The following is a 23,773-nucleotide window of genomic DNA, read 5'->3' as shown; positions in this document are numbered from 1 at the left end:
CATATTCCTGTAAGGTGACGTGTTTGAGACATATTGGCACGAATGCCAAAAGACAAAACCCCCTAACAATCATTCCTCCCAAAAGTTCACAGAGCTGTGTTCGTTTCAGGGATATTATCCCATAACTCCTCAAGCCACGCCGTGGCCGTCCCATCAGAGGGCGCGCGCCAGTCTCCCCGTGGGGAAAGAGATCCTCCCGCCACCAGTTTCGGCCCATTGGGCATGGCGGAGCGCTTGAACTGGCTCGTCCCAAAAAACCGCCGAAGAAAAATTTCCAGCCAATACCGGATCTGCGCCAGATCGTAGGCAATTTTCCGATCTTCAGGATAGTGCGCGGGCCAGCCCCCCCGAGATGCGTCACCCCAAGCGACCTCTGCCAGAAACGCGATCCGTGACGGCCGGAACCCATGACGCAGAACATAATAGAGCGTGAAATCCTGAAGCGGATACGGCCCGATCGTCTGCTCCGTACTCTGAACGCCCTGCCCGGTATCAGGGACCAGCTCGGGCGTGATCTCCGCGCTGACAATCTGCTCCAGAACGGGCCCAACCCCTTCACCCAGCTTGCCTTCATGCGCCAGCCAGCGGATGACATGCTGAATCAGCGTCTTCGGCATCCCGGCATTGACGTTGTAATGGGACATCTGGTCCCCCACGCCGTAAGTACACCAGCCCAACGCCAATTCCGACAGATCGCCGGTCCCGATCACAATTCCATTGCGGTAATTGGCGATCCGGAACAGGAAATCGGTCCGCAACCCCGCCTGCACGTTCTCGAACGTGATGTCATGAACAGGCTTCCCTTCCGCAAAGGGATGGCTGATCCCCGCCAGCATGGTCTGCGCCGTAGGCCGGATATCCAGCTCGTTCACTTCAACACCCAGCGCCTTCATGAGCGCATGAGCCAGAGAGCGGCTTTCACTTCCCGTCGCAAATCCGGGCATCGTGTAGGCCAGAACATGCGTCCGCGGCCAGCCAAGCTCATCCGCCGCCCGCACCGCCACCAGAAGCGCGAGCGTACTGTCCAGTCCGCCTGACACCCCAATCACAGCCCGCTGCGCGCCACTGGCCTGCAATCGCCGCCGCAACGCACTGACTTGAATGGTCCAGCCCTCGTAACAGTCCCGCGCCAACGTACGCGCATCGGATGGCACAAACGGAAACCGCACAACCTCCCGTTTGAGCCCCAGATCCGTCATCGGAGGCTGGAGCGTGAACCCGACAGTCCGGAACTCCTGCCCCGCCTGCCCGAACTGCCCGGTCCGCATCCGCTCCTGCCGCAGCAGATCCAGATCCACATCCGCCACAACCAGCCGCTCTCCCTGCGGAAAACGATCCGACTGCGCCAGAAGTCGCCCGGCCTCATGAATCGAGACCTGCCCGTCCCACGCCAGATCCGTCGTGGATTCTCCCTCGCCTGCCGCCGCATAAGCATAGGCTGTCAGCGTCCGCATGGATTGCGCCTGACACAACAGCGACCGATCATCCGTCCGCCCGATCGTCACCGGAGAAGCTGACGGGTTGAGAATCACCATCGCACCTGCTTCCGCGAGCTTTCCACTCGGCGGAGACGCCACCCACAGATCTTCACAGATTTCCACGCCGAGCGTCAGCCCACGAACATCCTCCGCCTGAAACAGCAGATCCGCGCCAAACGGCACATCCCCCCCAAACAAGCGAATGCTCCCCGTAGTCCGAAGCCCGGACGTGAAATGCCGGGGCTCATAAAACTCACGATAGCGCGGCAGATGCGATTTTGGCACCACACCCAGAACCCGCCCCCGATGCACAACCGCCGCACAATTATAGAGCAGACCGTCCCGCACCAGCGGCACCCCCACCACTGCAACGGACAACAAATCCCGCGATCCCGCGACAACACACCGAAGCGCCTCAAGCGCCCCATCCAGAACCACGTCCTGAAACCGCAGATCGTCCAGCGTATAGCCCGTCAGCCCCAGTTCAGGGAAAACCACCGCCGCCACACCCTGCCGGTCACAGTCCTGCAAAACGCCCAGCGTCCGCTCCGCATTTTTCAGCGGATCAGCAAGCGTCACCGGCAGCGTACAGGCTGCGATCCGAACAAATCCCTGATGATACAAAGAGCGGAACAGGGTCATGGCGATCCTCCGGCGACGGCTTTACGAACAACAGGAGCCCGGCACCCGGCTCCCACACAAAACGGATGTTGCGAAAATGAACCCGTGAACTCCGCCACCGTTCACCTTTTCAAACCCCGCTTCTCCGTCGGAGGGCGCGACTGACAAAGGAGACATTTCATGGACCTGCTACGCTGGACCATTGCCTTCCTGATCCTGGCCCTGTTTGCTGCGGTGCTGGGCTTTGGCGGAATTTCGGCAGATTTTGCCTATATCGGCAAGATCCTTTTCTTCATTTTCCTGGTGCTGCTGGTCATCAGCCTCATCTTCGGCCGCGGACGCGGCACACGCCTCTGAGCACAGCTCTCAGCGTCGGGAGCGTCCCATACGGACGCTCCCGATCAGGGCAATAACAAAAACCGCGACAGCATACAGACCACCCAGCTCCGTCATGGAAACGGGCAGCCCGAACAGATAATCCGGCGAATCACATGGCTTGTTCGGCCGGGCGGGCATCGCCGCCATCCAGTCCTTGAAACTACCTCCGTGAAAAGACGGGGCACGGCATTCAGGCGCGGGACTTGGCCAGAACTTGTGTTCCACACCTGCATGCAGCACGGCCAGACCAATGCTGGTCATAAGGCATAAAAGCCCGGCAAAAACCATATATCGCGCATAACGCCTCGGAAGCAGAGCTGTGACCACGCCAATCCCGATCAGCACCCACCACGGACGCCGCTCCCACAGACAAAGCTCGCAGGGCGCGAGCTTCAGCCAGTGTTCGGCAAACCAGACAACCCCAAGCGCCACCGCTCCGGCCAGAACATAAAAGCCACCCAACGCAGTCGTGGAAACGGGGCGGCGTGGTCTGTTCATGGGCACGAACGGATTTCCTCCAGACTATCAAGGAACTGCTTGGACCAGCTTCCTGCGGTATTGCGGGAAACTTCCTCATACATCGCCGACCATGCCGCATGACGGGCCTTGACGTCCATGGTCAGGCCAATATGCAGCGCATCCGCCATGCCTTCGGCATCCAGCGGGTTGATCAGCAGCGCTTCAGGCATTTCCGGAGCCGCTCCCGCAAACCGCGACAACACCAGAACGCCGGGATCTTCCTCGTCCTGAGCCGCAATGAACTCCTTGGCCACCAGATTCATGCCATCGCGCAACGGCGTGACGAACCCCACATCCGCCATCCGATACAGACCCGCCAGAATATCGCGCCCGATCGGCCAGGTCGTATAGCGGATCGGCACCCAGTCCGGCGTGCCATAAGCACCATTGATCGTCCCGACCAGCCCGTCCAGTTCTTCCTTGAGCAGTCGGTAACTTTCCACCCCACCCCGTGACACCGGCGTGACCTGAAGGAACGTCACCTGCCCGCGATGCTCGGGATAGTTTTTCAGAAGAGCTTCGAACCCCTTCATCCGTTCCGGCAGACCCTTGGAATAATCCAGCCGGTCCACCCCGATAATCAGCCGCGTCCCTTCCAGCGTATCGACGATCTTCACGACCTCGTCGGAGACCGCGCTTTCAATCGCCTGCTGGCGGAAACTCACAGGATCAATCCCGATCGGTACAGCCTTCACAGCAGCTTTCAGCCCATAGGCCTCGAAGCACCCTCTGAGATTGGCCTCGTCCTCGACCGTCTGAACACCAATCAGATCGCAGGCCGCCAGACCGGTCAGCAGCATGTCGAGCTTGGGAAGAAGCCGCGCCACGCTCCAGGGCGGGAACGGAATATGCAGAAAAAATCCGATCCGCCCCGTCACGCCCCTGTCACGCAGCATCTGGCCCAGCGGGAACAGATGATAGTCATGGATCCAGATCGTATCACCCGGCTCCAGCAGTGCGATCAACCGATCCGCAAAAACCCGGTTCGCCTCATAATAGACGTCGCAATCCTCACGGGTGTAGCGGATCAGATTGGTGCGGTAATGGCACAAGGGCCAGAGCACACCATTGGAAAAATTCAAATAGAACCGGTCATGCTGCTTCTGCGTCAGGTCAAACGTCACATAATTGACGTTTCCAACCTGCTCGCGCTGGACAGGCCGATCGGCCGCATCCGCATGCTGATGACCCGACCATCCAACCCAGACAGTCTCACGCGTCTGGACAGCATCATACAGGCCAACCGTCAGCCCGCCCGCAGGCTGTGTCCGCTCCCCTGGAGCGGGTGTGCGGTTCGATACAATGATCAGGCGCCCCATCCGCGTCCCTCCGAAAGCTCGTGCAGCCAGCGCCGGAACGTGGCCGCATCTGGAAAATCATCAGGAATGAGCCAGCCCGCACCACCCATCTGGCGCGCAGCCCTCACCCCATCCCGGTCTGTGACATCATCGCCGGCAAACAGCGGAAGACGCCCCCTGAAAGGCGGCTCCGCCATCAGTTCCTCAAGCGCCTTGCCCTTGTCGATTCCCAGAGGCCGAAGCTCGATGGCCATCTGCGCGTCCTGAAGATGAAACCCGTGGCTTTCCACGGGCCAGACCGACGTCAGATCCCGAAACGCCGATTCCGCCTCGGGAGCTTGGCGATAATGCAGCACCATTCCAGCTTTTTTGTGTTCAATGCTGGCCCCGGGATACCGAGCAGCGAGTTCCGCGCTTTTCTCGGTCCAGTCGGACGGAACCAGAGGCAGCGCACGCTGGCGCACGTCCTGATCCGGCGCCGGGCGCACCGCAACACCATGTTCCCCTGCCACAGCATAAGGAATCCCCGGAAGAAAATGATCAATCTGGGCAATGGGGCGTCCCGTGATGATCGCCAGCGCACCATCGAGCATCTCGCGCAGCCGCAGCAGATCGGCCGTCAGCCCTTCCGGGACATGTACACCTTCAGGAGTGGGAGCGATATCGACAAGGGTTCCGTCGAAATCAAGCAGCAGAGCCGCCCGGGACGGAGAAAAGGGAACCTGAATCATGAAGCTGTCATTTCTTCCTGTTTCTGGGTCATTCCGCCCCGTCCAACATTATTCGAGACCGGGATCGGCCTGAGGAGGCGGTAACGGCTGCCCCGACGACTGCGCTGGCGCAGCCGGAGCCAAAGACGGTGCCGCACCGGAGGTCGGTGCGAGCGGAATGGGATTATGACTGTCCGGAGCAAGCGGTACAGGACCACCTGAGGCGGAGCCGGGCGGGGATGCCGGAGCATCGCCGCCTTCTTCCACCGGAACCTCCGCACCGGCGAGCACGGGAGCCTTCACCACAGGCAGAGGACCCGCCTGCGGTGCCGTCGGCACACCCGCACACGACACAACGCGCACATCGTACAAAGGGCTGCCATAAGTTGCGACAGAAGGTTCCTGCGCCAGCATCCACCCGTCAAAAGATGGCCGCTGAGGATCGCTGCTGTCCTTCAGATGCAGCAGAACACCAGCATCCGTCGCCAGCGTCTGCGGCCGGGTCACACAGGCCTCGACTGCAACAGCAAGACTGCGATAGGTCGCACTCCCGCCAACCGGAACCGTCAGAAGCTCCAGATGACCGTCCAGTCGATCCAGCACACGCAGAACCGCCTGTGACTGGCCTTGCCAGGTCGCAGCCGGATACATGGCCGGAGGCGCGACACCCACCGCAGCCTGCGCTGCACCGGACACCAAAAACCCTGCCGCGCCACACAGCAATGCGACGCCCACATACCGCTTCATCATGACGGTTTTCCCCCGGAGCGCCCCTGCAAAGGATTTTTCAGATCCGACAGCATGGCCTGAAACGTCTGCAACATCGCCTGTGGCGCAACCCCCATCAGAACCCCGTCTTCAAAAGCATCCTGAAGAGCCTGACGCAGTTCCGCATCGTTCTCGCGCAGGATCTGCACCTTCTCCACACAGGACACGGGGTTCCCCTCATGGTCGACCCACAGAAAAGCACCCTCACGCGCCTGCGTCATGGCTCAGGGCTCGTCCGACAGACTGCCCGCAGCCGGCTTGGACGCAGCAGCTTTCTGGCTCTTCTGCAAAGAATCCGTCACGGAGAAAATGAACTTGCTCAGAAGCTGCTCCAGACTAATGGAGCCTTGGGTTTCCGTCATGACACCGCCGGGCTTTACCAGCGAATCCGCCCCCCCCGGAGACAGCGCAATATATTTGCCGCCCAACAGACTGTCAGACGTCACGATCGCAGCGGAATCCGTGGGCAGCTTCACATCGGGCGCCAGCGTGAACGTCACCTGCGCCTGAAACGTCTTCGGATCGACCGTCGTGCCCGTCACATGGCCAACGGTAATTCCGGCCAGACGCACGTCGGACCCCACATTCAGCCCGTCAATCTGGCTGAACGAGGCATGAACCGGATAGCCTCCGTCATTGCCCTGATGATGCCCGACCATCGCCGCCACCAGAAGTCCTGCAAGGCAGACAAGGACTGCGAACCCGGCCAGAAGCTCCAGCCGGTCATGGCGGACCGTAACAGCGGTCATGACAATACCCTCGTGAAAATCATCCTTCCTGCACTACCCGACTCCGCTTCCCGCGTCCAATCCCCCCGCAGAAATCGTCCCGATCAGGCGTGGGGAAAATGTTATCCCCCATATCCCCATGTTCCCACCCATTAGCGCCCATCCAGAGGCCCTTTTCCGGCTTACGGGCCAACCGGCACAGGGCGTAGATTTACGTCATGACAGCTCGCCTTCACTGGACCGGCGTTCGCATGAGGACGCTTCAGGTCATGACCGACCCCGACGACAGCGTTATGCGCTCCGTCACCCTTCCCGCTGCCTGGGATGACGAGGCCGCACAGGCCCTTGCGCGCATCACCCTGAACGGCGGCCCGGTCAGACTTGCCGCTGAAGCCGCACGCTGGGTGGACACGATCGACGCGTGCCCCCCTCTGCCCGGCACCCCAGCGAACACCCCCGCTCCGGGACGCAGCCTCTCCTATCTTCTTCTGATGCAGCAGATGGCACCCAATACGGCGCTGTGGCAGTGCCAACCGGACGAAGCGCCCGGCTTCACCATCCGCCTGTCCAGCTTCGTGCAGGATTCCGGATTCGCCACGGAACATTTCGTCGCCTGCCTGCGTCTGGCCTGCGACGCCCTGCGCCGCCTTCATGCCGCAACACGGATCGAACGTACCGGCGAGCTGCCTTTGTTCGATCTGCCCGCGAAGCCTGAAGACGAAGCCGCAGGTCTCGTCCTCCTGACGGATCTTGACGCCTGTCTGGCGGCCCTCGGCCTCGACTATGACAGCGATGACGCCCGGAATGCGGCCCGCGCCCTGTCAGCACTCGCCACCACGGTTGCCCGCGCCGGAACGAAACTGCCGCCGCCCGCCATCCCGGAATCCCCGCTGGCAGACCTGCGCGCCGCCGCCGCTTCGGCCTACAATACGGAAGATGGTCGGCACTTCTGCCCGATCGAAACCGGCTTTTCTTCTCCCGGTCCGACCGAGGGCCTTCTGGGTGTGGAAACCTGCGGTCTCGCCCCGGCCTTCTCCCCCCTGCGCGAAGACGGACATCTGCGCGCCTCCACACTGGCCCGGCTGGCCTGCCGCGGCCTGACGCCCGAATCCGCACTCGCACTGGCGCTTGCGGGCGAAACCCCGCTGCCGCCCGTTCGCCCCGAAGCACAAGGCGCCATGCACGCGGCCCTCAAAAACGCCGTGGATTTCCTGCCCGCCGTTCCCGAACCTGATCTCGCCGACCTTCAGGCCAGACTGGCCCGCGGCGTGCGTCGTCCGCTTCCGATGCGCCAGACCGGCTTCACCCAGCGTGCCGCAGTGGGAGGACACAGCCTTTTCATGCGCACCAGCGAGTTCGAAGACGGGACGCTCGGCGAAATCAGCATCACCCCGCCCCGCGAAAGCCCCATGGCCCGTGGCTTGATGGACTGCCTGGGTCATGCCGTCAGCATCGGCCTGCAATATGGCGCCCCATTGGAATCCTTCGTGGAGCGATTCGCTTATACGCGCTTCGGCCCCGCAGGCACCGTGGAAGGCGATCCCTCCACCGCCTATGCGACCTCAATGCTGGATTATGCCTTCCGCACACTGTCGGACGCCTATCTGGGTCAGCCCATGCCCGACGCCCCGCGCCTCGAACCCAGTTCGGAAGATCCCGCCCCCATGCTCCCTTTCGGGCGCAGCTCCGGCGAAAGCCCGGAATGGAAGGACCGGGGACGACGGCTGAAACTGGTCAGCTAAGACGAAAACGGGTTTCAGAGGCTCCGGCGAGCAGAATACATTGACAGTCAACGGACTCGCCGGTAGCTAGCGCCTGCGCTGAGAAGGAATCCGGTTGAATGACCGGGTGAAAACGATGCGTACAGGGTAAGGGATCAGATCTCATGGGACACGCCCCTGCCGGTAACGACGGAAACTTCGACGAACGCCTCAAGCGCGCCCGTCAGAAGCTCGATCCCCGCTCAGGGGAATTCGCCGTAACCGACACGGGCAATGATGAAAGTTCCATGTCATCCCTTGGACTGGCGATCCGCGTGGGAACCGACCTTGTGGCCGGGCTCGCGGTCGGTGTAGCCATAGGCTACGCCTTGGGTCACTGGTTCGGGTACAGGGCTTTGTTCCTGTCCGTTTTCGCCCTGGCAGGATGTGGTGCCGGCATGTTGAATGTCTGGCGGGTTTTGAAGGATTCGGACATGGTGTCCGGACCGAAAGATGACGGGAGAAGCCAGCGTGGCAGCCGGATCGACGATTGACGCGCTCGGACAGTTCGAGCTCCATCCGGTTCTCGGACATCTGGGAGAAGCCCTGCGGTTCTCGCAGTCACCGCTGTTCATGCTGATCGCCGTCGCCATCGTTCTCGTTTTCCTGTATGTCGGAATGCGTCCTGCCGCCGTTGTGCCGGGTCGCCTTCAGGCCGCTGCTGAGATCAGCTACGACTTCGTTCATGACCTCGCCGTCAGCACGATCGGCGAAAACGGCGCGACGTTCTTCCCGTTCGTCTTCGCGATCTTCTTCTTCATTCTGGCCGGCAACTATCTCGGTCTGCTGCCTTTCTCCTTCACGTACACCAGCCATATCGCTGTGACCTTCGGTCTGGCCATCATGGTGTTCGTCATCTCGATCCTTGCTTCCATCCGTTTTCAGGGTGTCGGCTTCCTCAAGCACTTCCTGCCCGCTGGAACGCCTGTCTGGCTTGCTCCGCTGCTGGTGCCGATCGAGCTCATCTCTTTCCTTTCGCGTCCGGTCAGCCTGTCGATCCGACTTTTCGCCAACATGGTGGCGGGTCACGTGCTTCTGGAAGTGTTTGCCGGCTTTACGATCATGCTCGCCGGTCTGGGCGCATTCGGCCACGTTCTGGCCATCGCCCCGATCGCGATCAACATCGCGCTGACGGCCCTCGAACTGCTGGTGGGTGTGCTGCAGGCCTATGTGTTCGCCATCCTCACCTGCATCTATCTGCGTGAGGCCGTCGCTCACTGAGCCACACCCGCTTCGCACTAACCCTTTAATCGACCCAACAAGGAACCTGACAATGGACGTTCAAGCCGCTCACGAATTCGGCATCAGCATCGCCCAGGCCGCCCGTGACCTCGGTGCCGGTATTGCCGTTTTCGCCCTCGCCGGTGTCGGCATGGGTCTCGGCAACATCTTCTCCACGCTGATCAGCTCGGTTGCCCGCAACCCGGCTTCGCGTCCGCATGTCTTCGGCATCGGCATGCTGGGCTTCGCGCTGACGGAAGCCGTCGCGCTGTTCGCCCTGCTGATCGCGTTCCTGATCCTGTTCGCCTGAGGTCGAACATGTACCGTACGCCACGCCTCTTCCTGTTCGCCGCTCCGCTTGCGGCCGTGCCGGGCCGTGCCGTGGCTGCGGGCATGCCACAGCTGAACTTTCACGATCCGCTGCTGATCGGACAGGTCGTCTGGGGAGCCGTCATTTTCGGCGGCTTCTATCTCGGCCTGAGCCGCTTCGCACTGCCGCGTGTCGAACGGGTCCTGACCAACCGTCGGACCCGCATCCAGAGCGATCTGGATGTTGCCCGCAAGGCTAAAGCCGAGGCTGACCGCGCCAGCGCGGAACTCCTTAGCGCCCGTCATGAAGCAGCCGAGCAGGCCCGCGCCCACGTGGAGCGGATCCAGAGCGAAGCCCGCGCCAGCGCGGATGCTCACGCTGCGGAAACGGCCAAACGTCTCGAAGCCGAGATCGCAAACGCCGAGACCCGAATCACCCAGTCCCGTGAACAGGCCCTGTCCAGCCTGTCCGAGATCGCCACCAGCACCACACAGGATCTGGTTGCGCGTCTGATCGGCACGCAGGACGAACAGACTGTCGCCAGCGCCGTCAAACGCGTCAGCGCCTAAGGAGACGATGATGTTCCACGATCCCCGGTTCTGGACCGCCCTCGCCTTCGTCCTGTTCTTCGTCATTTTCGGACGCAAGCTCTGGATCGCCATCACCGGCCATCTGGACGCCCGCGCTGAAAGCGTCCGTCACGACCTTGATGAAGCAGCCCGCCTGCGTCGCGAAGCCGAGCAGATGCTAGAAGATGCCACCCGCGAGCGTGAAAAGACCCTGGCCGAAACACAGGCCATGCTGGCACGCTCCGAGGCCGAAGCCGCCGCTCTGGCAGAACGCGCCCGCAAGGATGCCGAAGCCGCCGCAGCCCGCTACGAGAAAATGGCGCAGGATCGGATTCACGCTGCCGAACGCTCGGCCATCCGTGAAATTCAGGATCGCGCTGCCCAGATCGCAGTCGCCGCAGCCCGCGACGTCGTGTCAACCCGCCTGACGGAAAGCCCCGACATCGCCTCCAGCCTGCTCGACCAGAGCATCAACAGTCTGCCGGAAGCCCTTCGGCGCTCCGCTGCCTGATCCGATGCCCACCTCCATGGTGCAAGGTTCCTTTCATGACGACGGACAGCCCACAAGGCTTTCCGTCGTCATGGCCGTTCTGAACGAGGCGGATAACATCCTCCCCGTCTGTCAGGAACTGGCCGAAACCTTCGGTGCCGACTCTTCAATAGAAATTCTGGCCATTGACGACGGCAGCACAGACGCCACCGTCAAAAAGCTTCTGGAAGCCCGGCAAACGCTACTGCCCCGCCTGCGCATCATCAGCCATCCGAAGCGCCTCGGAAAATCAGCCGCCCTCCGGACCGGCATTACTGCTGCCAACGGACAGTGGATCGCCACCATTGACGGCGACGGGCAGGATGACCCTTCCGCCATTCTGACAATGCTGGAGCGTGCAACATCGACGCAAGGTGCACCGCCTCTGGTGGTGGGCGTCCGGCGCAAGCGCAATGACCGTCTGTCCCGCCGGATCGCCACGCGCTTCGCAAACGGGTTGCGCCGTCGCCTCCTGAACGACGGCTGCCCCGATACAGGCGCACCGCTCAAGCTCTTCCCGCGCGACCTCTTTCTAAAAATCCCACAGTTTGAAGGCGTCCACCGCTTCCTACCCGCCCTGCTGGGACATTACGGCGCGCCTCTGATCTGCATCGAAGTCCAGCATCGCGCCAGACTGCATGGCAGCTCGAAATATACCAATTTCAACCGGGCTCTCGTGGGAATCCGTGACCTTCTGGGCGTCATGTGGCTCCAGAACCGCACGCACCTACCCGATCACCTGACCGAACACTGAAACCGTCACCGGGTCCCGCTGCCGCGGTTCCCTGCCGCACGTCCGGCCTGACAGAACGGCGCGGAGAGTGCCCATGATCCTGAACCTCCGGCATTATGCTTTTCTGGGGCTGCTTGCCTTTCTGCTCGCCCTACCAGGCCGCACGACACTTCCGCCGCTTGATCGGGACGAACCGCGCTACATGGAAGCATCGGAACAGATGCTCCTCTCGCACAACTTCATCGACGTCCGCTTTCAGGACAAGCCACGCTATCTGCAACCGGCCGGAATCTACTGGCTGGAAGCAGCCTCAACAGCAGCAGCAGAAAAAATCTTCGGTCCTTCCGTTCTACGCAAAACCTGGCCGTACCGGATTCCAAGCCTGCTCGCCGCAGCGACGATCATACCGTTAACAGCCTGGATCGGCGCGACCCTCTTCGGAGGTCCCACCGGCCTGATGGCCGCTGGCCTGTTAATGGTCTCTACCCTGTTCGTCGCCGAAAGCCATATGGCGACCATCGACACCGTCCTGCTGCTCGACATCCTCTGCATTCAGGCCGCGCTTTTATGCGCCTTTACAGATCGGCAGAAAAATCGCCCAACGCATCTCCGGGTGGCCATTGCCTACTGGCTCGCTCTGGGTGTGGGCCTCATGCTCAAGGGCCCCGTCGTCCTCATTCCGGGATTCGGTACCCCGCTGGCCCTGTGGCTGATGGAGCGCGACCGGTCATGGTGGTCTCGTCTTCGCCCCCGCTGGGGCTGGCTCATCATGCTTGCCGTCGTCGTTCCCTGGTGCGTCGCCATTGAAGTCATCAGCGGCGGAGACTTCTTTGCCCGCGCGGTCGGGCGTAACTTTCTTGGCAAGGTGGCTCATGGTCAGGAAGCCCACGGGCTTCCCCCCGGCTTTCACCTTCTGGTCTTCGGACTGGCCTTCTGGCCCGGATCGCTTTTTGCCGCCCTCGCCATCCCGGCCGTCTGGAAGAACAGAAAACTGCCACAGGTCCGCTTCCTGTTGAGCTGGATTCTTCCCCACTGGCTGGTGTTCGAACTAATCGCGACCAAACTCCCCCACTACGTCCTGCCAACCTATCCGGCGATTGCCATTCTCACCGCAGCCAGTCTGATGCTCTGGCCCATCCCCACGACCCCGCGATGGGCCAAAGCCCTGCTCGGTGCTTACGGCGTCTTATGGACGATTGTCGGTCTCGCGTTCTGCTTCGCTGGGAGTGTCGCGCTCTATAGACTTGAACATACAGTCTCTCCCTCAGCCTTTATCGCGCTGGGTGGCGCCCTGCCATTGATGCTCGGCGCCGTCGTAATGCTGCTGAAACAGGAGCGCAAACAGGCCGCCTTCTGCGCCATGGGCGCCGCAGTCATCGCTCATGCAGGTCTCTTTCTGGGCGTTATCCCTAACCTGCAGACTATCCGTCTCAGCCCCAGAATCGCTGACCTTTTCGAGAATGTTCGCCCTTGTACGAACAGCATCCTCGTGTCTTCATCTTATTCAGAACCAAGTCTTGTCTTTCTTGCGGGTCCCAACACCCAACTTATCGGGCCAGCAGCCGCCGCAGAGTATCTACACGACCATCCACAATGTAGTCTGGCGTTGATTGATCGCCGCGATGAGGCCGCGTTTAATGACGCCTTAACCAAATATGGCCTCGATAGTGTTGAATATGGTCGCCTCCAAGGCGTCAATTATTCAAACGGGCACCATCTTGATTTAGGGCTTTTTGCGCCTCGATAAACCCGCACATTTTAAAATTCAGACGACACTTGAGAAAATACGGGATCTTAATGGCACGTCTTGCGTATCATGATACTGGAGCTTTTCATGCCTTACACTCCGATATTTGATGAGAAAAAATCATCTGGACTAAGTCTTTGAAGGCGACAGTTTTTATTCTAGGATTGAAATACTATTTCAGAATTAAAATATTAATAACTTGTCAGGGGAAAATTAATGATTATCTGCCAGATTGATGAATTTTCTGTTCATGGCATCCGAGGATGGGCAACAGATACCGAAAATCCATCACAGCCTGTATTCCTTCACGCGTTGGCAGATGGTCAGGAATTTCTTCAGTTCCATTGTACAGATCTGCGTGACGATGTTCACGCTTCCGGCATTCCATCCAAAAATACCGGCTTCCAGATACCAATGCCTCCCAGCCTTCTGGATGGCGAAAAACATAATATCACCTTCAAAAACCGCCTCAAACAAATTGAACTCTACTCACAAAATCAGAAGCTGGAGCATATCTCATTCTCTGGCAGGCTTCCGGTAGAAACACGTTCCTTTGTCGATGGTCTGAAACAAGGCGCCTTGAGCGGCTGGGTTGTCTGCGGCAACGACATTGAAGGATGGAAGGGAAACCAACAAATTCTCGTGACCTGCAATGGTCAGAAAATTGCCCAAATCGAAGCCAACAGATATCGTGGGGACGTCGGAAAAGCGCTGTCCTGCGATCCCTATTGCGGTTTCCAGTTTTCGCCGCCGGATCTGTATCGCAAACCCTACGAGCAAGAATTCCGTTTCTACGTCCTGCCCGACATGCTGGAAGTGACCAACAGCCCCTGCCTGACCAGTTTTGTTACGGACGCAAACGAATCTCTAATTATAGACGTGATTGATCAGATTGACGCTCTACATGTGGAATTGACCCGTCTGCGTCGCAAGGTCCGGGAAATTCTTCCCCAACCCGGATTTACCATTGCCGATTATCATTCCTGGGCAACGGCCTACTTCCCGGTTCTGCGAAAATATGTCGATCGCACCCGCGATAATGATCTCATCGCCGGAGACCCACTGGTCAGTATTGTCTGCCCGGTCTGGAATCCGGATCTTACGGATTTCACAGCAGCTATCGAAAGTGTCCGTGCCCAGACGTGGCAGAACTGGGAACTCATCCTTGTTGATGACTGTAGCAAAAATGCCGAGCTGCGCGCCGTCATCGAAGATTTTGCCAAGGCTGACCCTCGCATCAAGCCAATATTCCAAGAAAAGAATGGCGGCATCAGCATTGCGACCAATGCGGGCCTCGAAGCTGCTCAGGGTGAATGGGTCGCATTCTTCGATCATGATGATCTGCTTGCAGATGTCGCTGTCGAATACATGCTGCGGGAAGCGACGAGAAGCCGCGCCGATCTGATCTATTCAGACGAAGATAAAATTGACGCCAGCGGTTATTACCGAGAACCCGCCTTCAAGACCGACTGGAACTACCGGCTTCTTCTCGGCGTCAACTACGTATGCCATTTCGTGATGATCCGTCATTCTGCCCTGCAGAAAGTCGGCGGCCTCAACAAGGACTATGACGGCGCACAGGACCATGATTTCCTGCTCCGCGCCTCCGAGCATATCCCTGCTGAAAAAATTCATCACGTTCCTGAAATTCTCTATCACTGGCGCATCACCGCAAATTCGACGGCCTCCGACATTGGCAATAAGCGTTACGCCATTGATGCAGGCATTAAGGCCGTAAACGATCACCTTGGACGTCGTAATCTGCCTGCCAATGTCGATTCCCAAATGGGAATGACACTCTACACAGTGGACTGGCAGTTCAATCAGTCTCCGTCGGTCACGATCATCATCCCCTACAAGGATGAAATTCCCACCACCGAGCGATGCCTGGATGCCATCCGGAAATATACCCGCTATCCGAACTACAAGGTCATTCTGATCAACAACTGGTCTATCACGAAAGAAGCAGAGGCTTTTGCAAAAAAAGTCGACGAAATTCCCAATGTCGAGATTCTGACTGTCAAAGAACCCTTCAACTATTCCCGCATCAACAATCTCGCAGCAAAAGACGAAACGTCTGATTTTCTTCTATTCCTCAACAACGACGTCTTTGTTGAACAGGAAAACTGGCTCGAAATTCTGGTCAACGAAGCTCTCGCAGATCCACAGGTCGCGATCGTTGGTGGTAAATTCGTCTATCCTAATCAGACCGTCCAGCATGCCGGAGTCCTTCTCGGGATCGGTGATGTCGCCGGCCATGCCCATGTCGGCATCCCGCGAAACGAAGGCGGTTATGCCGGTCGTGCCTACTTCCCACAGGAAATTTCGGCTGTAACCGCAGCCGGAATGTTGATCCGTCGTCCGGCCTTCGAACTGGTTGGAGGCTTTGATGAAGAACATCTCAAAGTCGCGTTCAACGATATCGATCTGTGCCTGAAAGTTCGCGACGCTGGTTACAAGGTCATCTGGACACCTGACTTCTGTGCGGAGCATCATGAAAGCCTGAGCCGCGGCAGCGACGATCGCCCCTCAACAGAGCGCCGCTTCTTCCACGAAACGCAGTTCATGATTGAAAAATGGGGCAAAACGCTCCGTACGGACCCATTTTACAACCCACATTTCACCCTCGATCGACAGGTCTTTTATGATCTGACAATCCCGGGCGTGGATGAAACGCGTTATCCCCCTCTCGCCTCTTCCAGAAAGAAAATTCGCCCTCTCTGGGATGCCCCGACATTCACAGTTGAACCGAAAAAGGTCTCTCCTGCCACGGAAAAGCCCGCGACGAGAAAAACTCAGACTAAAACCCGAACCAAAAAGCCTGCCGCCGCCAAATCGGCTAAATAACAACAATTTTCCCTAATCAATAAATCCGACAGGCCATATGCTGCGCAAACATCGTGCAGCATATGGCCTATTTTGTATGGAAAATCGAAGACGCATTTCCGGAAGGGTCAGCGACAGGAAAAAGCAATTTTCGCACACTGCTTTATTTAAAGAAGAGGAAGAACCGTGGTGGAGCTGAGGGGAATCGAACCCCTGACCTCCTCATTGCGAACGAGGCGCTCTCCCATCTGAGCTACAGCCCCACGGTTGAACGATAGTTCTCCTCTTCCTGCACGCTGTCAAGCAGACCTGAGCGCAGGATGTTGTTCTGTGCTATTGCTATGGCTACAAGCGTTTTCCGACCGGCCTTTCGGCTGCCCTAACCGACATTCGACGAGGTTTTTGCATGGTTGCCCTGCACACCATTATCCTGATGCTGATCCAGGCTTTCGTATGGATTCTTCTGGCGTATTGCATTTTGTCGATGCTGCTTGGTTTCGGCATCCTCGATATCCGCAATCGCTTTTTCTATTCCATTTTCAACACATTGGCCAAAATCGTCGAGCCTGTCATGGCGCCGATCCGCAGTATCCTGCCCAACACAAGTGGCGTAGATTTTGCGCCCATGGTGGTCCTGCTGCTGATCCAGTTTCTGGTCTATCCCGCCGTAAACCGGATCTTTTTCATGCTCGCAACCCAGAGCAGCTTCTGAGAGTTTTATCTCAGGGCGCGCCACACCTCTTCCAGCGTTTCAATAAGACTGTCAGCAGTTTCCTGATGCAGCATCCCGTCCGGACGCTGCATCAGAACCGACCATTTTTCTCCCCGCCGGCGCTCCATCTTGACGTTCCAATCATCAGGAAGGCGGGAGAAAAGCCGTTCCATGCGGGCCTCAGCCGTTAACGGCTTTGCGTAATTATGTCCCATCGCTGATTGCTTTCGCCTTTCCGACCAAGATTTTCCGTATCAGCCCGTACCACCTACCGTCAGACCCGAAATTTTCAGGGTCGGCTGACCAACGACCACCGGCACACCCTGACCAGCCTTGCCGCAAGTTCCAATCCCCGGATCAAGCGCCACATCGGACCCGATCATGGAAATCTGGTTCATGGCATCCGCCCCATTTCCAATCAGGGTCGCCCCCTTGACCGGACGGATGATTTTCCCGTCTTCCACCAGATAGGCTTCCGAAGCCGCGAACACGAATTTCCCCGACGTGATATCAACCTGCCCGCCACCAAAATTCACGGCGTAGAGCCCCCGCTTGATCGAACGGATCATCTCGTCCGTCGTGGCACTCCCTTCCAGCATCAGCGTATTGGTCATGCGTGGCATCGGAGCGTGAGCATAGGACTGACGACGCCCGTTTCCGGTCGATTTCGTTCCCATCAGACGCCCATTCAGCCGATCCTGAAGATAGCCGATGAGAATCCCATCCTCGATCAACACCGTCCGGGACGTCGGCGTACCTTCGTCATCAACACTGAGCGATCCCCGGCATTCGGGCAGTGTTCCGTCGTCAACCACTGTCACACCCGGAGAGGCCACACGTTTGCCGATCATTCCCGAAAAGGATGACGTCCCTTTACGGTTAAAATCTCCTTCCAACCCATGACCTACGGCTTCATGCAGCAGAATGCCCGGCCAACCCGGCCCAAGCACCACATCCATTTCCCCAGCGGGCGCGGGGGTCGCTTCCAGCGTAATCAGGGCCTGCTTCAGCGCCTTGTCGACCGCATCACGCCACGTTTCCGGGGCCAGCAGACGATCCAGCTCGTAACGGCCGCCCAGACCACAGCTTCCGCTCTCGCGCTGACCATTCTTTTCCACAACAACCGATACGTTCATCCGCACCAGAGGCCGCAGATCCGCAACATCGTCCCCGACATCCGCCCGACGCATGATCTGCACCGCCTGCCATTCGGAACTCAGCACGGCGCTGACCTGCACCACACGGGAATCCAATCCTCGCGCATAGGCATCAATTTCGCTCAGAACCGCAGCCCGGGCCGCAAAATCCGTCCCTTCAAGCGGACGGGAGTCTCCGTAAAGCCGCTGGTTTGTGGCCTGCGGCCCCGGCGCCATAACACCACTCCGTCCCTGCCGAACGGCCCCTACTGTACTGACAGCCCGCGCCAGAGCCTCGCGGCTGATATCGTCAGCATGGGCAAACGCCGTCTCCGTTCCCAGAACAGCCCGCAAACCAAACCCTGAAGACGTATTGAAACTGGCCGAACGGATCGTCCCGTCATCCAGACTGATGCTCTCGTTTTCCCGGTATTCCAGAAAAAGCTCACCGTCATCCACACCCTCAAGCCCCCGATCAACGAGCACCTTGGCGTCCTCACGGGTCAACTTTGAATCAGGCCGCCCGAAAAACAGGGCATCGGTCGTCGCAAGAGCACCCAGAGCATCAGCAGCAACAGACATGAAAAATCTCCAGACAGAAACAGGTGACAGAACCGAGCTTTTAAGAAAGGGCTTTTTCCAGCCGTTTCAAGGCTTCAGACAGGATCTCGGGCTTTTTGCAGAATGCGAACCGGATCAGGTTCTGCGGCGGAGCATCCCCCTCAGGGTCATAGAAGGCTGAAACCGGGATCGTCGCGACCCCTGCATGCTCAACCAGCCAGCGCGCGAAGTCCACATCGCTCCGCCCCTCCGCATGACGCGAGATATCCGCCACGATGAAATAGCTCCCATCGGCGGGCAACGTCTCAAAGCCCAGACGATGCAGACCGTCCCGCAACAGATCCCGCTGCGTTTCCATCTGAGCCGACAGAGCCTGATAATAGCTCTCGTCCTTGTTCAATCCATAAGCCACGGCCCGCTGAAGGTTCGGCGCGGTCGCGAACACCAGAACCTGATGCGCCTTGGCCACCACCGATGCCAAGGAGGCCGGTGCGGTCACATAGCCGACTTTCCATCCCGTCAGGGAAAAACTCTTGCCCGCACTTCCGATCCGCATGCACCGCTCACGCATTCCCGGCAGCGTCATCAGAGGCATGTGTTTCACGTGAAACGTCAGGTGCTCATAAACCTCGTCGCAGATCGCATACGCATCATGCTCCCGCACCAGATCCGCAATCAGTTCAAGCTCCTCGCGGACAAAAACCTTCCCCGACGGATTCATCGGCGAGTTAAGCATGATCGCCTTTGTCTTCGGCCCAAACGCCGCCCGAAGTTCCGCTTTCGGCAGCGACCAGTGCGGCGGCTGGAGCCGCACACAGCGCGGAACGGCTCCCAGAAGGCTGAGTGCTGGCAGATAGGTGTCATAAAGCGGCTCGATCACCACCACCTCATCCCCCGGCTCCACCACCGCCATGAGGCAAGCCGCCAGCGCTTCGGTCGCCCCGGATGTCACAACCACTTCCGTCGCCGGATCAACCTCCAGCCCATAGAAACGCCGGTTGGAAGACGCCACAGCCTCGCGCAGCTCAGGCAGTCCCGTCAGCGGCGCATACTGGTTACGCCCGTCCTGGAGCGCCTCCGCAGCCACCTGAATAATATCCTGCGGCCCCTCCGTATCCGGGAACCCCTGCCCCAGATTGATCGCTCCGTGCTTCACGGCAAGCTGGGACATGATCGTGAAAATGGTCGTCGGAAGACCCGCAAGATACTGATTCGGAGTTTTCATTGATGAGGTCCAGAGCACACGAAAAACACAAAGCCCCTCACCATTGCAGGCCAGCGCGGGGCTGAAAAGCCTTTAGTCCCGCATCCGTGTTTTCCGACGCATATCGCGCAGCAGGATCTGCCCCAGCCCCCGCATCAGAAGCATCGCCAGCACGATCAGAACAATGCCGACACCACAGGACACAAAGGCCGCCGCCCATGAAAGAGGGATGGCATTTTTCGGTGCATCACCTGTCGTAACCGTGATCGTAAACAGGCCGTCATTCCTGACGAACACGTCCTGCGGAACAAAAAACCGCAACGCAGGCATCGCCGTGAGCAGAAGCCCCGTCAGACCGAACACGATGACAACAAGACCACCTGTGAACGCCAAAAGGCTTCCCGCAGCCAGTCGTAGCAGCACCCAAAGCAGAGCAAACGGATTGGACTGCTGCACTCCGACCGACAGCTCATGCCGGATCGTAAAGCGTGCGGCGAGCACGTCCGGCTTTCCCAGTTTTTCCAAAAGCGCCTGTACGGCCCCATCGCCCAACCGTGCCTGCGCTGCAACCTGCGCCCGCACTTCAGAAACAATCAGATCGCGCTCGCTCTCGGGCAGGCTCAGCAGGCCGCCCCTGAATTCATGCAGATAACGTTCAACCGGCAGGGACAGCAGATCACTGTCTTTCCAGCCATCCAGAGATTCGGCAGCACGGGTCATGAGGATATTTCCCAAAAAGAGTCTCGCTGCCCTCTTTGCATGCAAGTTTCGGACCAGACGTGGAAAGCTTTGATCCGCTTCCGCAAGATTCTACCCCAAATCCGCAGAATGGCGTAATTTCCCATACTCGACAGACGGGCATTTGTCGCTTAATCGTTTTGCAGCCGTTTACACGATGCAAGGCGACAGATCGATGGCCAAGAAAGCCCCCACTTCCTCTACCGTGAAACCGAAGGCCGCTCCGGCGCGCCGTCCCGCAAAGGCCGCAGCGCCCAAGGCTGCTCCGGCAGCGTCCGGCAAGCCGCCCGCTCCGAACCCGCTGGCTGTAGCCCGCGTCTTCGAGATGATCCAGGAGCACGCGGCGGAATTCGTCGATCTGCGCTTCACGGACCCCAAGGGCAAGTGGCACCACACGACCCAGACGGTCTCAACCATCGAAGACGACACCTTCGTTGAAGGCTTCATGTTCGACGGCTCTTCCATCCAGGGCTGGAAAGCCATCAACGAGTCCGACATGGTCCTGCTTCCGGACCCGGAAACGGCCGTCATGGACCCGTTCTCGGCCAAGCCGCAGCTGATCCTGTTCTGCGACATCATTGATCCAAAGACGGGCAATTTCTACAACCGCGATCCGCGCTCGACCGCCAAGCTCGCAGAAGCCTACCTTAAGTCGGCTGGCTTCGGTGACACGGCATTCTTCGGTCCGGAAGCCGAGTTCTTCATCTTCGACAACGTACAGTTCGGCACAGGCCCGAATTTCGGCACGTATCAGCTCGACAGCATCGAAGGCCCCGGCGCATCCCTGAAGGCATATCCGGAAGGCAACATGGGTCACCGCCCTGTCGTCAAGGGTGGCTACTTCCCGGTCCCGCCTGTGGACAGCGAGCATGACCTGCGCGCCGAAATGCTCTCGACGATGGGCGAAATGGGCCTGCCGATCGAAAAGCATCACCACGAAGTCGCACAGTCGCAGCACGAACTCGGCACGAAGTTCGACACGCTCGTGAAGTCCGCAGACTTCATGCAGATCTACAAGTACTGCGTGCACAACGTTGCCCACTCCTACGGCAAGACGGCCACGTTCATGCCGAAGCCAATTGCGGGCGACAACGGCTCGGGCATGCATGTTCACCAATCCATCTGGAAGGACGGCAAGCCGACCTTCGCCGGTGACAAGTATGCAGACCTGTCCGAAGACGCGCTGTTCTACATCGGTGGCATCATCAAGCACGCGAAGGCCCTGAACGCCTTTACGAACCCGTCCACCAACTCCTACAAGCGCCTGATCCCGGGCTTCGAAGCGCCCGTGCTTCTGGCCTACTCCGCCGCGAACCGTTCGGCGTCGTGTCGTATCCCGCACGCAACCAACCCGAAGGCCAAGCGCGTCGAAGTCCGCTTCCCGGACCCGATGGCAAACCCGTATCTCGCCTTTGCCGCCATGCTGATGGCCGGCCTTGACGGCATCCGCAACAAGATCCACCCGGGCGACGCCATGGACAAGGATCTGTACGAACTGCCGAAGGAAGAACTGGCCCAGATCCCGACGGTCTGTGGTTCGCTCCGTGAAGCGCTCGAAGCCCTTCAGGAAGACCACGCATTCCTTCTCGAAGGCGGCGTCTTCACCAAGGACCAGATCGAAAGCTACATCGACATCAAGTGGCCGGAAGTCTACAAGTTCGAACACACGCCGCATCCGGTAGAGTTCGAGATGTACTACTCGGTCTGATCCGGGTCACAACATCGCTTTAACGGAAAGCCCGGCCTTTGCGCCGGGCTTTTCTGTTTTCAACACACCATTCCAAGACGACCCGATGATCCCTCCTGCCCTTGAGGCGTTCTCCTCGTCCGCCCTGCCAGTTCTCGACATCGCGGGCACTATCGTCTTCGCGATTTCCGGTGCGATCGAAGCCGCCCGCGCGCGCCTGACAATCGTAACCTTCATGTTCTTCGCTGCCATTACGGGCGTCGGCGGCGGAACGGTACGAGACCTGCTGATCGGCGCACCCGTTTTCTGGATGCACACTTCCGTCCCGCTTGCCGCCTGCCTGCTTTCAGCAATCGCCGTCTGGTTCACCCCCGCACGATTCTGGCCAGCCCTGGCGGTGGAATGGTTCGACGGACTTGGAATCGCAGCCTATGGCGTTTTTGGTTCAGCCAAAGCACTGGCCTATGGCATTCCGCTGATCCCGGCAGCTCTCATGGGAATTGTCAGCGCCTGCATGGGCGGTATTTTCCGGGACGTGCTGGCAGGCGTGCCGTCCATCATCATCCGACCGGAACTTTACGTGACAGCCGTCGCTCTGGCGTCAGGAAGCTATGTCTCCCTGACGGCATTGGGCCTTAATACAAGCCTTGCGGCCGCGATTGCCGTCGTAGCTGGCTTCAGCCTGCGCGCCGTAGCCCTCATCAAAGGACTCGGCCTGCCGCATTACAAACGATAGGCGGCAGGCCCTTCAAACGTCTCTCAGGCGATAACGTCGAACCCAACATCTTCGACAACATGCTGCAACGCCACCGGCGTCACTTTCTGCTCATCGTACTGAATGGCAGCCTGTCCCGGATCGAGCGTCACCTGCGCGGACGACACACCCGGAACATTGGACAGGGCAGACTGCAACTTGCCCGAACATCCGTTGCACGACATCCCGTCAACCTTGAACGTCACCATCGAAACCATAAGAGACTCTCCTGTCTTCAAAGGCTGCTCCGCAAAGCAGTCGACCCCCGAAATGGGGCATATTCCCGCAGAAATGAAAACCGCTTTTTCAGACCGCGTCTGCTGCCTCGTCCAGCGGCCGGACTTTCATGATGTCGAGCTGCGCATCCAGTTTTCCAAGTGCCTCACCCAAAGCCTTGAAATGCGGTGACGCCAGATGCGCCTCGAACCCGGCTTCCGACGTCCAGACTTCGGAAACCACAAGCCGACCAGTCTTTTCGATATCCCTGCTAACCACATACTGACGGCAGGCTTCTTCCTTGCGCGAAGACACGATACAGGCCGCAAAAGCATGTTCTGCCGCCGCCGCGTGGTCCGCTGCGACCGTCACAACAGCCGTGATGTGAACCGTCTGACTCATGGGGGAATTCCTCATCAACAATGACAACTGCCCGGCCGCGACCTTTCCGCAGACGGGCAGTGTTTCACGTGAAACCATACCGCACAGTTTTGTGAGAAAGAACCCATGCCGGGTATCACAACAAAAGAGCCCGGACGGCAAAAAAGCGCCCTCCCGAAGGAAGACGCC

General features: G+C 59.0%; 26 protein-coding genes and 1 tRNA gene. 13 read left to right on the top strand and 14 right to left on the bottom strand.

Annotation, left to right across the window (positions count from 1 at the left end):
• Positions 1 to 86 precede the first annotated feature (86 nt).
• Positions 87 to 2,120, bottom strand: coding sequence for an NAD(+) synthase (locus JK176_RS13715; RefSeq protein WP_211588248.1), 2,034 nt, complete (start codon positions 2,118 to 2,120; stop codon positions 87 to 89).
• Between the two features lie 165 nt (positions 2,121 to 2,285).
• Here JK176_RS13715 and JK176_RS13710 point away from each other — a divergent pair, with 165 nt between their 5' ends.
• Positions 2,286 to 2,456: a DUF1328 domain-containing protein gene (locus JK176_RS13710; RefSeq protein ID WP_198945444.1), complete on the top strand. Its 171-nt coding sequence runs from the start codon at positions 2,286 to 2,288 to the stop codon at positions 2,454 to 2,456.
• 9 nt (positions 2,457 to 2,465) lie between these two features.
• Here the strand turns inward: JK176_RS13710 and JK176_RS13705 are convergent, their stop codons facing one another.
• Genes JK176_RS13705 through mlaD form a run of 6 tightly spaced genes read right to left on the bottom strand, consistent with a single transcriptional unit; the run spans position 2,466 to position 6,521 of the window.
• The gene (locus JK176_RS13705) at positions 2,466 to 2,975 is read right to left on the bottom strand and encodes a disulfide bond formation protein B (RefSeq protein WP_211588247.1); all 510 of its coding nucleotides are present in this window, start codon (positions 2,973 to 2,975) and stop codon (positions 2,466 to 2,468) included.
• Positions 2,972 to 4,315: a trehalose-6-phosphate synthase gene (locus JK176_RS13700; protein ID WP_194262955.1), complete on the bottom strand. Its 1,344-nt coding sequence runs from the start codon at positions 4,313 to 4,315 to the stop codon at positions 2,972 to 2,974. The genes JK176_RS13705 and JK176_RS13700 overlap by 4 nt, the downstream gene beginning before the upstream one ends.
• The gene (gene otsB, locus JK176_RS13695) at positions 4,303 to 5,025 is read right to left on the bottom strand and encodes a trehalose-phosphatase (RefSeq protein WP_211588246.1); all 723 of its coding nucleotides are present in this window, start codon (positions 5,023 to 5,025) and stop codon (positions 4,303 to 4,305) included. Before otsB ends, JK176_RS13700 begins: the two co-directional genes overlap by 13 nt.
• Before the next feature lie 48 nt (positions 5,026 to 5,073).
• Positions 5,074 to 5,754, bottom strand: a complete 681-nt coding sequence (locus tag JK176_RS13690) for a DUF2155 domain-containing protein (RefSeq protein ID WP_211588245.1) — start codon at positions 5,752 to 5,754, stop codon at positions 5,074 to 5,076.
• Entirely contained in the window at positions 5,751 to 5,993 is a 243-nt protein-coding gene (locus tag JK176_RS13685; protein ID WP_211588244.1) for a hypothetical protein, read from the bottom strand. The genes JK176_RS13690 and JK176_RS13685 overlap by 4 nt, the downstream gene beginning before the upstream one ends.
• Positions 5,994 to 5,996: 3 nt before the next feature.
• Positions 5,997 to 6,521 carry an outer membrane lipid asymmetry maintenance protein MlaD gene (mlaD, locus tag JK176_RS13680; protein WP_062030554.1) on the bottom strand — a complete coding sequence of 175 codons (525 nt, stop codon included), beginning with the start codon at positions 6,519 to 6,521 and terminating at the stop codon, positions 5,997 to 5,999.
• A gap of 197 nt (positions 6,522 to 6,718) precedes the next feature.
• On the opposite strand from mlaD, the gene JK176_RS13675 reads away from it, so the two are divergent.
• The 9 genes from JK176_RS13675 to JK176_RS13635 all read left to right on the top strand — a co-directional run bounded on the left by JK176_RS13675 (position 6,719) and on the right by JK176_RS13635 (position 16,216).
• Positions 6,719 to 8,242 (top strand): vitamin B12-dependent ribonucleotide reductase, encoded by a 1,524-nt coding sequence (locus tag JK176_RS13675; protein WP_211588243.1) that lies wholly within the window; start codon positions 6,719 to 6,721, stop codon positions 8,240 to 8,242.
• A 143-nt stretch (positions 8,243 to 8,385) separates the two neighbouring features.
• Positions 8,386 to 8,754: an AtpZ/AtpI family protein gene (locus JK176_RS13670; protein ID WP_194267410.1), complete on the top strand. Its 369-nt coding sequence runs from the start codon at positions 8,386 to 8,388 to the stop codon at positions 8,752 to 8,754.
• Positions 8,732 to 9,481, top strand: coding sequence for a F0F1 ATP synthase subunit A (locus JK176_RS13665; protein ID WP_141353213.1), 750 nt, complete (start codon positions 8,732 to 8,734; stop codon positions 9,479 to 9,481). Before JK176_RS13670 ends, JK176_RS13665 begins: the two co-directional genes overlap by 23 nt.
• Before the next feature lie 82 nt (positions 9,482 to 9,563).
• Positions 9,564 to 9,791, top strand: a complete 228-nt coding sequence (locus JK176_RS13660; RefSeq protein ID WP_024717170.1) for an ATP synthase subunit C family protein — start codon at positions 9,564 to 9,566, stop codon at positions 9,789 to 9,791.
• Positions 9,792 to 9,799: 8 nt separating this feature from the next.
• Positions 9,800 to 10,360, top strand: a complete 561-nt coding sequence (locus JK176_RS13655; protein WP_194262961.1) for a hypothetical protein — start codon at positions 9,800 to 9,802, stop codon at positions 10,358 to 10,360.
• 10 nt (positions 10,361 to 10,370) lie between these two features.
• Positions 10,371 to 10,871 carry a F0F1 ATP synthase subunit B gene (locus tag JK176_RS13650; RefSeq protein WP_211588266.1) on the top strand — a complete coding sequence of 167 codons (501 nt, stop codon included), beginning with the start codon at positions 10,371 to 10,373 and terminating at the stop codon, positions 10,869 to 10,871.
• A 16-nt stretch (positions 10,872 to 10,887) separates the two neighbouring features.
• Positions 10,888 to 11,643 (top strand): glycosyltransferase family 2 protein, encoded by a 756-nt coding sequence (locus JK176_RS13645; RefSeq protein ID WP_249194512.1) that lies wholly within the window; start codon positions 10,888 to 10,890, stop codon positions 11,641 to 11,643.
• Positions 11,644 to 11,716: 73 nt separating this feature from the next.
• Complete coding sequence (locus tag JK176_RS13640) at positions 11,717 to 13,369, top strand: glycosyltransferase family 39 protein (RefSeq protein WP_211588241.1); 1,653 nt, start codon at positions 11,717 to 11,719, stop codon at positions 13,367 to 13,369.
• Between the two features lie 216 nt (positions 13,370 to 13,585).
• Complete coding sequence (locus JK176_RS13635) at positions 13,586 to 16,216, top strand: glycosyltransferase family 2 protein (protein ID WP_249194511.1); 2,631 nt, start codon at positions 13,586 to 13,588, stop codon at positions 16,214 to 16,216.
• Between the two features lie 166 nt (positions 16,217 to 16,382).
• Here the strand turns inward: JK176_RS13635 and JK176_RS13630 are convergent.
• Positions 16,383 to 16,458: transfer RNA gene (locus JK176_RS13630), tRNA-Ala, on the bottom strand.
• Between the two features lie 143 nt (positions 16,459 to 16,601).
• Here JK176_RS13630 and JK176_RS13625 point away from each other — a divergent pair.
• Positions 16,602 to 16,907, top strand: a complete 306-nt coding sequence (locus tag JK176_RS13625) for a YggT family protein (protein ID WP_211588240.1) — start codon at positions 16,602 to 16,604, stop codon at positions 16,905 to 16,907.
• Between the two features lie 5 nt (positions 16,908 to 16,912).
• Here JK176_RS13625 and JK176_RS13620 read toward each other — a convergent pair whose 3' ends face one another.
• From JK176_RS13620 to JK176_RS13605, 4 genes are all read right to left on the bottom strand, one after another.
• On the bottom strand, positions 16,913 to 17,122 hold the full coding sequence (locus JK176_RS13620; RefSeq protein WP_211588239.1) for a hypothetical protein: 210 nt from the start codon (positions 17,120 to 17,122) through the stop codon (positions 16,913 to 16,915).
• A 39-nt stretch (positions 17,123 to 17,161) separates the two neighbouring features.
• On the bottom strand, positions 17,162 to 18,625 hold the full coding sequence (gene tldD, locus JK176_RS13615) for a metalloprotease TldD (protein WP_211588238.1): 1,464 nt from the start codon (positions 18,623 to 18,625) through the stop codon (positions 17,162 to 17,164).
• 40 nt (positions 18,626 to 18,665) lie between these two features.
• Positions 18,666 to 19,829: an aminotransferase gene (locus tag JK176_RS13610; RefSeq protein ID WP_211588237.1), complete on the bottom strand. Its 1,164-nt coding sequence runs from the start codon at positions 19,827 to 19,829 to the stop codon at positions 18,666 to 18,668.
• A gap of 72 nt (positions 19,830 to 19,901) precedes the next feature.
• Positions 19,902 to 20,528, bottom strand: coding sequence for an HAAS signaling domain-containing protein (locus tag JK176_RS13605; protein ID WP_211588236.1), 627 nt, complete (start codon positions 20,526 to 20,528; stop codon positions 19,902 to 19,904).
• Between the two features lie 343 nt (positions 20,529 to 20,871).
• Here JK176_RS13605 and glnA point away from each other — a divergent pair, with 343 nt between their 5' ends.
• Entirely contained in the window at positions 20,872 to 22,254 is a 1,383-nt protein-coding gene (gene glnA, locus JK176_RS13600) for a type I glutamate--ammonia ligase (RefSeq protein WP_194263006.1), read from the top strand.
• An 85-nt stretch (positions 22,255 to 22,339) separates the two neighbouring features.
• Positions 22,340 to 22,969: a trimeric intracellular cation channel family protein gene (locus tag JK176_RS13595; protein WP_211588235.1), complete on the top strand. Its 630-nt coding sequence runs from the start codon at positions 22,340 to 22,342 to the stop codon at positions 22,967 to 22,969.
• A gap of 23 nt (positions 22,970 to 22,992) precedes the next feature.
• On the opposite strand, the gene JK176_RS13590 is transcribed toward JK176_RS13595, so the two are convergent.
• Complete coding sequence (locus tag JK176_RS13590; protein ID WP_211588234.1) at positions 22,993 to 23,205, bottom strand: heavy-metal-associated domain-containing protein; 213 nt, start codon at positions 23,203 to 23,205, stop codon at positions 22,993 to 22,995.
• 88 nt (positions 23,206 to 23,293) lie between these two features.
• A complete protein-coding gene (locus tag JK176_RS13585) occupies positions 23,294 to 23,605 on the bottom strand; it encodes a putative quinol monooxygenase (RefSeq protein ID WP_099285894.1) in 312 nt (103 codons plus the stop codon).
• Between the last annotated feature and the right edge of the window lie 168 nt (positions 23,606 to 23,773).

The organism is Gluconobacter sp. Dm-73 (assembly GCF_018256215.1).
GTDB lineage: Bacteria > Pseudomonadota > Alphaproteobacteria > Acetobacterales > Acetobacteraceae > Gluconobacter > Gluconobacter cadivus.
The sequence above is the reverse complement of the archived record's forward strand: the minus strand, read 5'-3'. Positions and strand labels throughout refer to the sequence as shown.